Annotated in this window: 17 protein-coding genes; 13 read left to right on the top strand and 4 right to left on the bottom strand. The window is 59.5% G+C overall.

Going from position 1 to position 14,534, the window contains the following annotated elements; genetic code table 11:
• Positions 1-66: 66 nt before the first annotated feature.
• A complete protein-coding gene (locus SIC14_RS16185; RefSeq protein WP_412562944.1) occupies positions 67-1,503 on the top strand; it encodes a protein adenylyltransferase SelO in 1,437 nt (478 codons plus the stop codon).
• A gap of 3 nt (positions 1,504-1,506) precedes the next feature.
• On the opposite strand, the gene SIC14_RS16180 is transcribed toward SIC14_RS16185, so the two are convergent.
• Positions 1,507-2,103, bottom strand: a complete 597-nt coding sequence (locus tag SIC14_RS16180) for a hypothetical protein (RefSeq protein ID WP_412562943.1) — start codon at positions 2,101-2,103, stop codon at positions 1,507-1,509.
• Positions 2,104-2,181: 78 nt separating this feature from the next.
• Here SIC14_RS16180 and SIC14_RS16175 point away from each other — a divergent pair, with 78 nt between their 5' ends.
• From SIC14_RS16175 to SIC14_RS16120, 12 genes are all read left to right on the top strand, one after another.
• Positions 2,182-2,904, top strand: coding sequence for an endonuclease/exonuclease/phosphatase family protein (locus SIC14_RS16175; RefSeq protein ID WP_412562942.1), 723 nt, complete (start codon positions 2,182-2,184; stop codon positions 2,902-2,904).
• A gap of 39 nt (positions 2,905-2,943) precedes the next feature.
• Positions 2,944-3,480, top strand: coding sequence for a DUF1697 domain-containing protein (locus tag SIC14_RS16170; RefSeq protein ID WP_412562941.1), 537 nt, complete (start codon positions 2,944-2,946; stop codon positions 3,478-3,480).
• Between the two features lie 7 nt (positions 3,481-3,487).
• On the top strand, positions 3,488-4,330 hold the full coding sequence (locus SIC14_RS16165) for a PhzF family phenazine biosynthesis protein (protein ID WP_412562940.1): 843 nt from the start codon (positions 3,488-3,490) through the stop codon (positions 4,328-4,330).
• Between the two features lie 158 nt (positions 4,331-4,488).
• Positions 4,489-4,908, top strand: a complete 420-nt coding sequence (locus SIC14_RS16160) for a Fur family transcriptional regulator (RefSeq protein WP_412562939.1) — start codon at positions 4,489-4,491, stop codon at positions 4,906-4,908.
• A 136-nt stretch (positions 4,909-5,044) separates the two neighbouring features.
• Positions 5,045-5,923 carry a DMT family transporter gene (locus tag SIC14_RS16155; RefSeq protein WP_412562938.1) on the top strand — a complete coding sequence of 293 codons (879 nt, stop codon included), beginning with the start codon at positions 5,045-5,047 and terminating at the stop codon, positions 5,921-5,923.
• Positions 5,924-6,169: 246 nt separating this feature from the next.
• Positions 6,170-7,444, top strand: coding sequence for a phosphopyruvate hydratase (gene eno, locus SIC14_RS16150; protein WP_412562937.1), 1,275 nt, complete (start codon positions 6,170-6,172; stop codon positions 7,442-7,444).
• 197 nt (positions 7,445-7,641) lie between these two features.
• Positions 7,642-8,283, top strand: coding sequence for a DUF2306 domain-containing protein (locus tag SIC14_RS16145; RefSeq protein WP_412562936.1), 642 nt, complete (start codon positions 7,642-7,644; stop codon positions 8,281-8,283).
• A gap of 45 nt (positions 8,284-8,328) precedes the next feature.
• Positions 8,329-8,700: a VOC family protein gene (locus SIC14_RS16140; protein ID WP_412562935.1), complete on the top strand. Its 372-nt coding sequence runs from the start codon at positions 8,329-8,331 to the stop codon at positions 8,698-8,700.
• A gap of 54 nt (positions 8,701-8,754) precedes the next feature.
• On the top strand, positions 8,755-9,225 hold the full coding sequence (locus SIC14_RS16135) for an MEKHLA domain-containing protein (protein WP_412562934.1): 471 nt from the start codon (positions 8,755-8,757) through the stop codon (positions 9,223-9,225).
• Positions 9,222-9,653 (top strand): cupin domain-containing protein, encoded by a 432-nt coding sequence (locus tag SIC14_RS16130; RefSeq protein ID WP_412562933.1) that lies wholly within the window; start codon positions 9,222-9,224, stop codon positions 9,651-9,653. Before SIC14_RS16135 ends, SIC14_RS16130 begins: the two co-directional genes overlap by 4 nt.
• A 64-nt stretch (positions 9,654-9,717) precedes the next feature.
• A complete protein-coding gene (locus SIC14_RS16125; protein ID WP_412562932.1) occupies positions 9,718-10,167 on the top strand; it encodes a cupin domain-containing protein in 450 nt (149 codons plus the stop codon).
• Entirely contained in the window at positions 10,164-10,601 is a 438-nt protein-coding gene (locus tag SIC14_RS16120) for a cupin domain-containing protein (protein WP_412562931.1), read from the top strand. Before SIC14_RS16125 ends, SIC14_RS16120 begins: the two co-directional genes overlap by 4 nt.
• Positions 10,602-10,630: 29 nt before the next feature.
• On the opposite strand, the gene pgi is transcribed toward SIC14_RS16120, so the two are convergent.
• The 3 genes from pgi to zwf are packed head-to-tail and all read right to left on the bottom strand — an operon-like array spanning position 10,631 to position 14,398.
• Positions 10,631-12,229: a glucose-6-phosphate isomerase gene (gene pgi / locus SIC14_RS16115; RefSeq protein ID WP_412562930.1), complete on the bottom strand. Its 1,599-nt coding sequence runs from the start codon at positions 12,227-12,229 to the stop codon at positions 10,631-10,633.
• Between the two features lie 46 nt (positions 12,230-12,275).
• Positions 12,276-12,947: a 6-phosphogluconolactonase gene (gene pgl / locus SIC14_RS16110; RefSeq protein WP_412562929.1), complete on the bottom strand. Its 672-nt coding sequence runs from the start codon at positions 12,945-12,947 to the stop codon at positions 12,276-12,278.
• Positions 12,944-14,398 (bottom strand): glucose-6-phosphate dehydrogenase, encoded by a 1,455-nt coding sequence (gene zwf, locus SIC14_RS16105; RefSeq protein WP_412562928.1) that lies wholly within the window; start codon positions 14,396-14,398, stop codon positions 12,944-12,946. The genes pgl and zwf overlap by 4 nt, the downstream gene beginning before the upstream one ends.
• Positions 14,399-14,534: the final 136 nt, after the last annotated feature.

Below are 14,534 nucleotides of genomic sequence, written 5' to 3'. Positions count from 1 at the left end.
AGAAAGACCGGTTGCATTGCCGCTTTGGCGATTGCCTTTGTGGCGTGGCGCGTTAGCTTGCGGCACATGAATGATAGCGCGCGCCCTGCCCTCCACATCCCGTTCGACAACAGCTATGGCACCCTGCCCGAGCGGTTTTATCACCGCCAATCGGCAACCCCTGTCAAAGCTCCGAAACTGTTGGCGTTTAACCACGCGCTGGCGGCGGATCTGGGGATCACGACCGGAACAGAGTCTGAGGCGGCCGCCGTATTTGGCGGCAATCAGGTGCCGGATGGGGCGGATCCTCTGGCGCAGGTCTATGCGGGCCACCAATTCGGCGGCTTTTCCCCGCAACTTGGCGACGGGCGGGCCCTGTTGTTGGGCGAAGTTCTGGACCAGAACGGTCAGCGCTTCGACATCCAGCTGAAAGGCTCCGGCCGCACCCCGTTTTCACGCAATGGCGATGGCCGGGCGTGGCTGGGACCGGTCTTGCGCGAATACCTGCTGAGTGAGGCGTTTCATGCCCTTGGGGTGCCCACAACCCGCGCCCTTGCCGCTGTCGATACTGGCGAAAGGGTGCAACGCGAAACCGGCCTTCCTGGCGCGGTTCTGACCCGTGTGGCCAGCAGCCATATCCGAGTCGGGACGTTCCAGTATTTCTATGCCCGCGGCGATGTCGAGGCGCTGAATACGCTGTTCGACTACACCGTTAACCGACATTATCCCGCTGCGGAAACCCCGCTGGACCTGCTGAAAGCGGTCATTGCGCGTCAGGTGGCGCTGGTGGTGAAATGGATGTCCATCGGTTTCATTCACGGGGTGATGAACACCGACAATACCAGCCTTTCCGGTGAAACCATTGACTTTGGCCCGGCGGCTTTTATGGACACTTATCATCCAGTTACGGTCTATAGTTCGATCGATCACCAGGGCCGCTACTCCTATGACAATCAGGCCAACATCATCGCCTGGAACATGGCGCAGTTTGCCTCTTCGATGGTGCCTCTGGTGGAAAACACCGATGCGGCTGTGAAAGAATTTACCGCTGCCGTGAATGCCATGCCCGCCCTGATCCGCAGCGAATGGCGGCGGGTCTTTGCGCAGAAAATCGGGATCACCCATGTGCGCGATGGGGATGAGACGTTGATCAGCGACCTGTTGACCCGCATGGCCGAAGGCCGCGCCGATTTTACCAATACGTTCCGCGCTCTCAGCGCAGGCGGAACTCGGGACCAGTTCACCGATCCGGCACGGTTTGATGATTGGGAAACGGGCTGGCGCAAACGTCTGCAGGATGAACCTGAGCCAGAGGCGCTGATGGCCTCGGTCAACCCATGCGTCATCCCGCGCAATCATCGAGTGGAGCAGATGATCCAGTCAGCAGTGGCGGGTGATTATGCCCCGTTTGAACGGCTACAAAAGGTTCTGTCACGCCCCTATGATACCCAGCCCGAGGCCGAGGATCTGACCCACCCGCCGCTGGACAGCGAGGTGGTACAGGCCACATTCTGCGGCACCTAGGCGCTATTTGCGGCGCAGTCGGGTGAAGAAACGCGGGTTCTTGCGGACAAATTCCTCGATCAGGGCCATCGGACCACGACGGCCTTGAAACCGCAGATACAGCCAGCCGGACCCGGCACCGACAAGGGCACCGATCGCATCAACGATCAGATCGCCCATCGTGTCCAGCAGGCCGGATTTCTGCATATTGAGGCCAAAAAGCTGGTCCATCGCAAATTCAAACACCTCCCATAACGCACCCACCGCCATGGCGAAACTGAAGGCAAACAGCGCCACCGCCCAGGGCGGCGCGGCGTAGGTGTCGCCCTGAAACATCATGAAAATCAGTACAAACCCAACCAGCCCGAACCCAACAGCAGAACTGCCATGCATGGCGATGTCCCACCACCAGAACCGTTCATAGAAATCAAAGGCCTCGCCCAGAAACAGGGTTCCACCCACAAACAACACAATCGCTGCAATGAAACTGGGCGGCACCACCACCTGCGCCCACCGCGACAACACCAGCGGCGCGATGGACAGCACCAATGTCACCGAGGCCACAAAGGCCGGATGCCAGCGCCCCAGCAGCACCGCGCCGCCTGCAAAACACAGGAGCAACAGCCAAATCGTGCGGGCCAGTCGGGTTTGTTCGGCAAACAGGGTGAAATCTCCTCAGCCTTTGCATATCTTCTTTGTATGAGTGTACCGCGCCTTCGTCTTGCAAGCTATAACCTGCAAAAATGTGTTGGTCTGGACCTGCGCCGCCGCCCTGCCCGCAGCCTGCAGGTGATCGAAGCGTTGGAGGCGGATCTGGTAGTTCTGCAAGAAGCAGACAAACGGATGCCACCCCGTCCTGCCGCCCTTCCCCATGATATGGTTGAAGATCACGGTTGGCGTATCCTGCCGTTTGGGCAGCCCGGCGGCTCTTTGGGGTGGCACGGCAATGCCATGCTGGCGCGTCCCAGTGTGGAGGTTTTGGCAACCGCCCATCTGGACCTGCCAGGGCTGGAGCCACGGGGGGCCATTCGGGCGGATGTGCAGACCAGCATCGGTCCATTACGCGTGATTGGCACCCATCTGGGGCTGATCCGGCGGTTCCGGCATCTACAATTGCAGGCCATCATGCGCCATCTTGCGCCGCTCGCCCCTTTGCCGACCGTGATTGCAGGCGACTTCAACGAATGGGGATCGCCCCGCCCGCTGGACGCCTTGACGCCAGGCATCGGGATCGTCGCCACCGCCCGCAGTTTCCCTGCGCCGCGCCCCGTGGCGGCGTTGGACCGGGTGGCGGTAACGGCAGACCTGCGGGCCGCCGCCCATGGTGTGCACATCGCACGGCCTGCGCGCGTGGCCTCCGACCATCTGCCGATCTGGGTGGACCTGGAGGCGACACTTTCCCCTGCTGCTGCAACGTGTTAGCCCTTGCTGCATTGATTACGGCGGTTTGAGGGAAGCAGTATGGCGCGGAACTGGGCGGTGTTTTTGCGGGGGGGGAATGTCGGTGGCCATGGCAAGGTGCCAATGGCCGAGTTGCGCAAACATCTGCCACAGATCGGCGCCAGCGAGGTCGCGACTTATATCCAATCCGGCAACATTGTTTTGCACCATGCGGCCCAGACACGGGCGGAATTGGCAGAGTTGATCCAGCAATTGGTGTCTGACCACTTCGGGTTTGCCCCCAAAGTGCTGGCTCTGCGGCCCACCACCCTAAAGGCTTTGCTGGCGAAAATCCCCCAATCTGAAGGGGTCGAGGGTAAAAACATCTATATTTATCTGACGGATGCGATATTCTCACCCGATGAGATAAACGCGCTGACCGCCCAATGCACCCAAGGAGAGACACTCACCCTTCTTGACGGAGCATTGGTTGTGGCAGCCCCGCACGGGATCGGCAAATCCAAACTAGCAGCGCCGCTGGAACGGCTGCTGGACGGACGCGCCACCGCCCGGAACCTGAACAGTCTGCAGAAAGTGCAGGCGCTATTGGAAGGATAAGACCCGCATGATCGACTACCATGTGGTGGATGTCTTCACAGAGACCCCCTTCGGCGGCAACCAGCTGGCCGTGATCCCTGACGCAACAGCGCTGAAAGAGGATCAACTGCAGAAAATCGCGCGGGAGTTCAACTTCTCCGAGGTGGCCTATGTTTACCCGCCGGAGGATGCGAGTCACACCGCCAAGGTGCGCCTGTTCACGCCGACAACCGAGATCCCCTTTGCCGGGCATCCAACCATCGGCACCGCTGTGGTTTTGGCCCATCTGGGCAAAGGACCCGAGATGACCTTGGAGCTGGGTGTAGGACCGTTGGACTGTCACGCCACCGATACCGAGGCGCGGTTTACCACACGGGTGCCGTTCGAGGTGCTGGGCCGCCCCGAAACGGGCATTGTGGCGCGGGCCCTGGGCCTGCCCATTGGTTCAATCCGTTCGCAACGCCACATGCCGATGATCTGTTCGCTGGGGCTGCCCTTTGTGGTGACCGAAGTGCAGGACCGCAAAGCGCTGGCAGCCTGTAGTATCGATATCGCCACCTTCAAAGCTGGGGTCAGCGCCTATCCGCAAAGCGGTGACTTTGCCCAATATGTCTACTGTCAGGGCGACGGCTGCGTACATGCGCGGATGTTCGCCCCCTTGGACATTGTGCCGGAAGATCCTGCAACAGGATCCGCTGCGGCGACGCTGGCGGGTTTGACCGCGCATCTGGACGGGGAGCCGGTAGATCTGCACATCCAGCAGGGGGAGGATATGGGCCGTCCCAGCCGCATCCATGCCTATGCCGATCAGGGCCGGGTCACTGTCACCGGGTCTGTTGTCAGGGTGATGCAGGGACAACTGTTGGTCTGAGCGCACCCGGTTGCCAATCAGCCAAAACTTTCCCAACAACCAGCGCATTCGGGTTGCGCCCTTCTGTCCCCCCCGCTATCAGCGCGGCCCGCATGACAGGTGGTGGCCAACACACCCGCCAGCGGCTAGAAAGACACAAGGCAAGACCGGGGTAGCAGATGTCCGACACGATCATCACACGTTGCGAAGCTATGGGGCTGCGGATGACCGACCAGCGCCGCACCATTGCGGCGGTGCTACAGGAATCTGGCGACCACCCGGATGTCGAAGAGCTCTATGCCCGCGCCTCGGCCCGCGACCCCCGCATTTCGATCGCGACGGTTTACCGAACGGTGAAGCTGTTCGAAGAGGCGGGCATCCTGGACAAACATGAATTTGGCGATGGACGTGCCCGCTATGAAGATGCAGAGCGCGACCATCACGACCACCTGATCGACATGAACTCGGGCGAGGTGATCGAGTTCTGCGATCCCGAGATTGAGCAGTTGCAGGAAAAGATCGCCGAGAAACTGGGCTATAAGTTGAAGGGCCACAAGCTGGAACTCTACGGCGTGCCGCTGAGCAAGACGCAAGACTGATCCAAATTTGGTTGCGGGTACGGATGCCGTAGTTCCCGCAAAGCTACCACAACCGTTTCACAGAGCTTGTCCCGCTTGTGGCAAAGCCCTAACAGGGACGGGTCACTGCCCTATTCGCGTTTGTGAGACCCCTGACATGAGCAACCTGCAAAGCATCTTTCTGATGATTTTTTCAATGGTGTGTTTTGCCATTGAGGATCTGTTTATCAAACAGCTGACCGGAGTGATGCCCGCAGGTCAGGTGATTACGCTGCTCGGCGCAGGCGGTGCGGTGATTTTTGCCCTGATGGCCAAACGACAGGGCGCCACACTGTTCCCGCGCGGGGCGGGCACTGGCGTTTTGTACCTGCGCACTGCCTCCGAAGGGTTTGCTGCGATCTTTATTGTAACGGCTCTGGCGCTGGTGCCCCTGTCCACATTCTCTACCGTGTTTCAGGCCAGCCCGCTGGCGATCACCCTTGGGGCGGCATTGTTCCTGCGTGAAACGGTTGGCTGGCGTCGCTGGGCCGCGATTTGCGTTGGCTTCTTTGGGGTGGTGATGATCATCCGTCCGGGCACCACCAGCTTTGACCCTGCCACGCTCTTGGTGCTGGGGGCGGTTGTCACCATTTCCGTGCGCGATGTGATCTCGCGCCGTCTGCCTGTCAGTGCGCCGTCTTCGGTGGTGTCGTTTCAGGGGTTCGGATCACTGGTCATCTCGGGGCCGCTGCTGATGTTGTTTCTGGGCGAGGCACCTGTCGCCATGACGGCGGAGCAATGGGGGATTTCCGCGATCACCGTGATCGTCGGTGTTCTTGGCTACTACGCGATTGTAATGGCCACCCGGATCGGTGACGCCTCCGCGCTGGCCCCGTTCCGCTATACCCGGATGGTGTTTTCCATGGGCCTTGGCATCGTGATCCTGGGCGAACGGCCTGACCTGATGACCTATCTGGGTGCAGCGCTGATTATCGGTGCAGGGCTTTACACGTTCCTGCGCGAACGCCAGCTGGCGCGCCGGTTTGCTCCGGCCTGATTCAGCGAATTCGCGCGCGTTGCACGACAGAATGTTAGCGCATGACATTTTGGTGAAATTTTCGGCGAATTTGTCTCAAATATTGGTCTCTTTTTGATCAAACCATCGCGGTTTTCCTGAGAAACGCGGCCTTTTCAACACGGTGCCCCGAAAGGTGAGCGCAAACATCATGCTTTGGTCTTTCCCCTCCTGCCGCAGCGTTCTACAAGCCGCGTGAACGGTCTTTTTTACAAAGGAAACTGGCCCATGAGCATCATCATTGACATTCACGCCCGCGAAATTCTCGACAGCCGCGGCAACCCCACTGTTGAGGTGGACGTGATCCTGGAAGACGGCACCATGGGCCGTGCGGCCGTGCCCTCGGGCGCCTCGACCGGCGCACATGAAGCGGTGGAAAAACGCGACGGCGACAAGACCCGCTATCTGGGCAAAGGTGTGCTGGAAGCCGTGGCCGCCGTAAACGGTGAGATTGCCGAAGAACTGGTTGGCATGGATGTGACCGAACAGGTTGCCATTGACCAGGCGATGATCGAACTGGACGGCACCGCGAACAAGGGCCGCCTTGGTGCCAACGCCATCCTTGGTGTGTCGCTAGCCTGTGCCAAAGCCGCCGCCGATTTCACCGCGCAGCCGCTGTTCCGCTATGTTGGCGGCACCTCGGCCCGTGTTCTGCCGGTGCCGATGATGAACATCATCAATGGCGGTGAGCACGCCGACAACCCGATCGACATTCAGGAATTCATGATCATGCCTGTCTCCGCGGCCAATATCCGCGAAGCCATCCGCATGGGCGCCGAAGTGTTCCACACCCTGAAGAAAGAACTGTCCTCGGCCGGCTACAACACCGGTATCGGTGACGAAGGCGGCTTTGCACCGGCGCTGGAGTCGACCCGTGTGGCGCTGGACTTTGTGATGAAGTCGATTGAAAAAGCGGGTTACAAGCCCGGTGAAGACATCTACCTCGCGCTGGATTGCGCCTCGACCGAATACTACAAAGACGGCAAATACGAACTGGCCGGCGAAGGCAAATCGCTGACCTCGGAAGAGAACGCCCAGTATCTGGCGGACCTCTGCGCCGATTACCCGATCATCTCGATCGAAGACGGCATGGACGAAGACGACTGGGAAGGCTGGAAACTGCTGACCGACAAAATCGGTGACAAGGTGCAGCTGGTCGGCGACGACCTGTTTGTGACCAACCCCGTGCGTCTGGCCGATGGCATTGCGCAGGGCGTTGCCAACTCGATGCTGGTGAAAGTGAACCAGATCGGCTCGCTGACCGAAACGCTGAAGGCCGTCGATATGGCCCACCGGGCGCGTTACACCAATGTGATGTCGCACCGTTCGGGCGAAACCGAAGACGCCACCATCGCAGATCTGGCGGTTGCCACCAACTGCGGTCAGATCAAAACCGGCTCGCTGTCGCGCTCGGACCGTCTGGCGAAATACAACCAGCTGATCCGCATCGAGGAAGTGCTGGGCGAAACCGCCGAATACGCCGGCCGTTCGATCCTGAAGTAAGATCAGCCGAACATTCGGACGAGATTTGGGGTGGGCTTCGGTCCACCCCTTTTTTGTACCCGTAGGGGAAAGCGGGGGACGCCTCCGGCGGGAGTATTTTTGGCAAGATGAAAGCGCGGGGCGTTTGGTCGCGTTGCGCCAACGACAAAGCCGAAGTTCTATCGTGGAGAAACGTTCAATTTTGCCAGGAGGCCGCAATGCGTCACATCGGGATCACTTTTGGCCTGTTGGCGTTGAGCTTTCCCGTGCTCGGGGACAGTTTTGCCCGTATGCATTTTGTCCTGCAAAATCACGAAGCCCTGCCCTATGTGGATGAACGCTATGCGCAACATCCCATGCTGACTCTGCTGCATCTGTTGCCAGGGGTGGCGTTTTTCCTGATCGGCCCGATGCAATTCAATCCGGTGGTCCGACGACGGATTTTGCTTCACCGGATTGCGGGACAGGTGTTTGTGGCCAGCGGGGTGGTGTCCAGCCTTGGCGTCATGGCAATGGTTCTTGTGTTTCCAGCTTTGGGAGGATGGTTAACGATCTCTGTAACATGGGGGATTTGCCTAGCGATGATGGGCGCCATGTTTCTGGCCATCCAGGCGATCCGGCACCGGAACTTGGACCGGCATGAGTTGCTTATGAGGGTTGCCTTTTCCCTGGGGCTAAGCGTTTCGACGGCACGGATCTATATCACCGGCGCAGAGGTGTTGTTTGGCCTCTCCTTTGTTGACAGCTTTGCATTTGCTTCGGCGCTTGGCGTGTGGACAAATCTGGCGGTGCTGGCGTGTCTGGAGAGGCAGACTATCCGACGTCAGTTGAGGGCGCTGATGATCAGCTGGCTTGCATAATTAGGAGGGACGGATAGGCTCCTGTATTTTGAGGAGCAATTTTCCATGATTGGTTACATCACCATTGGCACCAATGACTTGCCTGCGGCCAAAGCGTTTTATGATGCGCTGTTTGAGGGGCAAGAGGTGCGGCTTATTTATGAAAACGACACGATGGTCACCTATGGTTTTGGCCGCGACAAACCGGCGCTTTTGGTGACGAAACCCTATGACGGGCACCCGGCGGAATCGGGCAATGGGCCGATGGTGGCGCTGAGCGTGGCGGATAAAGACACGGTCGATCTGCTCCATGCTCGGGCATTGCAATTGGGGGCGCTGGATGAAGGGGCTGTGGGCTGGCGTGGTGACAATTTCTACGGCGGCTACTTTCGGGATCTGGACGGCAACAAGCTGAACTTCTACATCTGGCGCAGCTGATCCCCCGCCTTTGGGGGACGGTCCCCAGAAGCCCCCCGCAGAGACCTAAGATTGATGCAAAGCCCAAGTCCCGAAAATCACTATCAGTCCGCCCATGCAGACCTGATGATGACCAGTTTTGAACGTCTTCTGGGCCGCCCTTTGGCCGCAACCGCGCAGGCGCTCTATCGTGCGGAGGCTGTGATGCTGAGCCATGATGGCACGGCGGATCCGGTGCTGACCTACGGCAATCTGGCCGGGCAGAACCTTTGGGAAATGGGCTGGGATCAGTTGACCACCCTGCCCTCGCGCCTAACGGCGGAGCCTGCCCATCAGGCGCAACGTGATGGCATGTTTGCCGAGATGCGCCGCAAAGGCTTTATCGAGAATTACCACGGCGTGCGGATCAGCGCCTCGGGGCGGCGGTTTGAAATTCGCAACGCGGTGATTTGGCCCTTGCTTGACGCTGCCGGAGTGAAACGGGGCGAAGCCGCAACATTTACCGAATGGCAGTATTTGCCGGATCAAGAAAGGATCCCGACATGACCGCAGATGAGATCATCCGCAAGCTGGACCTGCAGCCTCATCCCGAAGGCGGCTACTACCGTCAAACCTGGGTGGAGGACGTGGCCGAGGGCGAACGGGCGGCGGGAACCTCGATCTATTTCCTGTTGAAGGAAGGCGAGGCAAGCCATTGGCACCGGGTCACTGATGCGGCGGAGATCTGGCACTACTACGCGGGTGCGCCGCTGATCCTGTCGCTGGCGGCAAATGATGAGGGGCCCGCAACGGAACATGTTCTGGGGCCGGATCTGGCAGCAGGACAGGAGCCCCAGTTGATTGTGCCGGCAAACCATTGGCAGGCGGCGCGCACCACTGGCGCTTATACTTTGGTGGGTTGCACCGTGTCGCCCGGGTTTCTGTTCGACAAATTTGTATTGGCGGCGCCCGGGTTTGACATCCCAAAAGCCTGAGCCAAAGCCTGCCCCAAAGTCTGGCGCGATTTGCACAACGCATTGGTCTAGCCTAGGCTGGGGCATGACCGCTGAAGAGTTGATTGCCACGCTAGACCTCACCCCGCATTCGGAGGGGGGATTTTACTGTCGCACCTGGACCGTGGATGGCGGCGCAACCGGCACACTGGCGACGCATATCTATTTTCTTTTTCGCGCCGGCGAAACCAACCTCTGGCATCGCAAAGACTCTAACACGCTGTGGCATCACTATTACGGCGATCCGCTGCAAATTGCCACCAGCCCCACGCGCTACGGCCCCCGCGTGAACCAGATCTTGGGCAAAGATATTGCAGCGGGGGCGCGGCCTCAGATCTCGGTCGCTTCCAATCTATGGCAACGCAGCGATTGTCTGACGGGCTTTTGTCTGGCCGGTGTCACCGTTGCACCGGGGTTCCGGTTTGAAGATGTAATCCTGGCGGACGACGCCTTTGATCCGCCCTATGGGGTGCAAACCGGGGGCGCTAGCGCATGACCGCAGAAGAGCTGATTGCGCAGCTGGAGCTAACGCCGCATTCCGAAGGCGGATTCTACTGCCGGACCTGGACAGTGCCAGAACCGGGCGGCGACCTGGCAACCAATATCTATGTATTATTTCAACGGGGCGACATCACAACCTGGCACCGCAAAACCTCGGCAACGCTGTGGCATCACTACATGGGTGGGCCGTTGGTGATTTCGCAGGCGCCATCGCGGCACGGTCCGAGGCGTGACGATGTGTTGGGGACCGATTTTGCAGCCGGGGAACGGCCTCAGCTGCCGATGCAGCCAAATGTCTGGCAGCGCACCGAATGTCTGGGAGAGTTCACCTTGGCAGGCGTCACCGTTGCGCCGGGGTTTCAGTGGCAGGACTTTGTGTTGGCACCGCCCGGATTTGACATCCCCAAAATGAAAACGCGCCCCGAATAGAGGCGCGTTGACGGGGCGGGTTCATAGGCTCAGCCCTGCAGATGTTTGACCAACATGCGGGTGGAGGGATCCTTGGCTTCTGCACTTTCTTCGCCGGACAGCACCGGACCCAGCGCAAGCGCCAGTTCTTTGCCCAGTTCGACGCCCCATTGGTCGTATGAGTTGATGCCCAGCAGCACCCCTTCAACAAACACGCGGTGTTCATACAGTGCCACGATCTGGCCCAGCACAAAGGGGGTTAGCTGGTCATAAACCAAGGTCGTGGAGGGCCGGTTGCCCGGGAAAACCCGGTGGCGGGCCTGCCGATCCAATTCAGCGCCGGTCAGGCCTTTGGCGGCCATGATTTCCGTCGCTTCCGCCAGTGAACGTCCCTTCATCAGCGCCTCTGACTGGGCCAGACAGTTGGCAACCAGCAGTTGGTGATGATGAACTAGATCAGCCTCATGGCCCTGACGGCCCACCATAAATTCACACGGGACTACGGCGGTGCCCTGATGGATCAGTTGGTAGAACGCATGTTGCCCGTTGGTGCCCGGCTCACCCCAGACAACGGGGCCGCTGACCACCGCCAGATCAGCCCCATCCATCGAAACCCGTTTGCCGTTGCTCTCCATCTCCAGCTGTTGGAGATAGGCCGGCAACCGTTCCAGCCGTTGCTCATAGGGCAGCACTGCACGGGTGGCGTAACCTAGCCCTTGATGATGCCACATGCCCACCAGCGCCAGCAGAACCGGCAGGTTTTCTGTCAGCTCAGCGGCGCGGAAATGGTCATCCATCACCGCCGCACCTTTCAGGAAATCGGCAAAAGGATCCGGCCCGATGGCGATCATCACCGACAGGCCAATCGGCCCCCACATGGAATAGCGTCCACCAACCCAATCCTCAAACCCAAAGACCCGCGCGGCGTCGATGCCAAATGCGGCGGTTTTGTCGTCCGAGGTGGACAGCGCCGCAAACTGCGCGCCGGGGTTATCGACCTTTTCTGCCATCCAGTTTTTGGCCGAAGTGGCGTTGGTCATGGTCTCAATTGTGGTGAAGGTTTTGGAGGCCACAATCACCAGCGTCGTTTCAGGGTTCAGCCCCGCCAGCACATCCGCCAGATGCGCCCCGTCAATGTTCGACACAAAATGACAGCGCGGCCCGTCGCAATAAGGCGCCAGCGCTTTCACCGCCATAACAGGCCCCAGGTCCGAGCCGCCGATGCCGATATTTACCACATCGGTGATGGCTCCGCCCTGCCCTTTGAAACGACCGCTGCGGACCGCATCAGCAAACTCAGCCATCCGCGCGCGGGTTGCGACAACAGCCGGAATGACGTTTTCGCCGTCAACCTCAACCAGCTCAGATTTCGGCGCCCGCAAGGCGGTGTGCAACACGGCGCGCCCTTCGGTTTCGTTGATCTTTTCGCCCGAAAACATCGCTTCGCGCTTGGCTTCCAGCCCGCTGGCCTTGGCCTCGGCAATCAGGAAATCGCGGGTCTCAGGGTCGAGGTTGGTTTTGGAATAATCAAACAGCAACCCGTCCGCCTGTGCCGAAAAAACCTCGGCGCGGTGCGGGTCTTGGAAAAGGTCAAGGATATGGCGGTCGGCCACACGTTTGGAATGCTCAGCAAGCTTTTGAAAGTTCATCACTTTTCCTGTCAGCTTAGAGGTCGAATATGTCGGGTAAGACCCGTTAAGGCGCCCAATGCACCGTGGCATTGTCCAGAATTGCGCGCACCGGCGCTTCCTCGGGTGGCAGATGGCGGGCACGTTCCAGTGCCTCTTTCTTGTCCGCGCCCATAATGACGATATGCAGGTTGATCGCGTCCCGCAGCACATGGGCTGACAGTGAAATACGCTGTTCCTCCAGCCCTTCGGCCCGCATCGGCACCAGTATGGGGGCATGGGGATCCAGCGCCAGCCGCAGGTTGTCACCACGGGGGAACAGCGACGCGGTATGCATATCCGCCCCCATCCCCAACAGCGCCACAGACACAGGCAGTTTGGGTGCGATGGCAGGCTGCAACTTGGCCACCATATCCTCGGGTGCATCTGCTTCGGCGTAAAGCGGCACCATCGAGGCGGCACTGGCGTGGTCGGTCAGCAACCGCTCGCGCACCAATTTGGTGTTCGAACGTGGATGGTCTTCGGGCACCCAGCGTTCATCGCTCAGCATCACATCCACCCGTGACCAATCCAGATCGGCAGCGCAGAGATCATCAAAAATCGGCCCCGGGGTGGTGCCGCCCGGCACAACCAGGGTCACCCTGTCTTCATGGTGCAGGATCGAAGTCAACTCACCAGCCAGTTTGTTGGCCAGATCAATCGCCAGCATGTCGCGGTCGGGGTATTCTACAATATTCACGAGCGGATCTCCCTCCAGCGACGGCTGTCGCGGTGCATCAACGCCAGCGAGTCCTCAGGACCTGCGCTGCCGGTGTCATATTGTTCTGGCCGGTCCCCACGGGCTTCCCAGCCATTGATAATCGGATCGGTCCAAGCCCAGGCAGCCTCAACCTCATCGCCGCGCATAAACAGCGTCTGGTTGCCACGGATCACATCCATGATCAGGCGTTCATAGGCGTCGGTCACAACCTCAGCCTCCGGGCCCAATGCCTCGGAGAAGGTCATGTCCAGCGGCACATCGATCAGACGCATGCCCCCCGGTCCCGGTTCCTTGATGGTCACGTCCAGATCAATGCCTTCGTTCGGCTGCAGGCGGATCGACAGGGTGTTGCGATGGCGGCCGGCATCCTCCTCAAAGATCGAATGCGGGGTTTCTTTGAACACCACCGCAATCTCGCTGGAGCGTGCCTTCATGCGTTTGCCGGTACGCAGGTAAAACGGGGTGCCGGCCCAACGCCAATTGGAGACATGCACCTTCATCGCCACAAAACTCTCGGTCTTGGAGGCGGGGTCTTTCACATCGTCCAGATAAGAGGTCTGCGTGTCGTTGCTCTGATACTGGCCGCGGACGATATCGCCGGGTTCCACCGGATCCAGCGCCCGGATCACCTTGAGCTTCTCATCGCGCACCGCATCAGGATCAAACTTTGCTGGCGGTTCCATTGCGATTAGACACAGCAGCTGCATCAGGTGGTTCTGCACCATATCGCGCATCGCGCCAGACCGGTCATAGTACTCGCCTCGCCCCTGAACCCCCACCGTTTCGGCAACGGTGATCTGAATGTGGTCGACGTATTGCGCGTTCCACAGCGGCTCGAACAGCATATTGCCAAACCGGATCGCCATCAGGTTTTGCACCGTCTCTTTGCCAAGATAATGGTCGATGCGGTAGATCTGGCTCTCGTCGAAATGCGCTGCCAGCGATGTGTTCAGCGCCTTTGCCGTTTCCAGATCACGGCCAAAGGGTTTTTCCACCACAATGCGGGTTTCGGGATCCACCATACCATTGCTGTGCAGCCGTTCTGCCAAGGCGCCGAACAGGCTGGGCGCTACCGAGAAATAGAAGGCACGCACCATGCCGTCCCGCATCTTGCTGGCCAGTTTTCTCCAGCCATCGGTGCCCATCGCGTCCACCTTGACGTAGTGAAGTGCCCCCAGGAACCCTTTGACCTGATCAGCGTCGGGTTTGGGGCCGGGGTTAAACTCTTCCAGCGCCTCTTTCACCAGTTTCTGAAACCCCTTGTCGTCCATGTCGGAACGTGCCGCGCCAATAATCTGCGAGCCTTCAGGCATCTGGCCGGCACAGTAGCGGCGAAACAGGGCTGGCAGGATTTTACGACGGGCAAGATCGCCGGTGCCGCCAAAAATCACGAGGTCAAAGGGATCAACGGGAATGACACGCGAGACCATGAGGTTTTCCTTGATCAAGGCCCCGTTGCCGAACGCTGGCCGGGGCTGGTGAGTGGATATGTTAGCGCTATCGACGCCCTGATACTTTATCCCTGCGCCGCAGTCTAGCACTCAATCGCTTATTCACAATCCCGTC

The organism is Thalassobius sp. MITS945101, assembly GCF_047123305.1.
Classification (GTDB): domain Bacteria; phylum Pseudomonadota; class Alphaproteobacteria; order Rhodobacterales; family Rhodobacteraceae; genus Thalassobius.
This window is presented reverse-complemented; position numbering and strand designations above follow the sequence as displayed.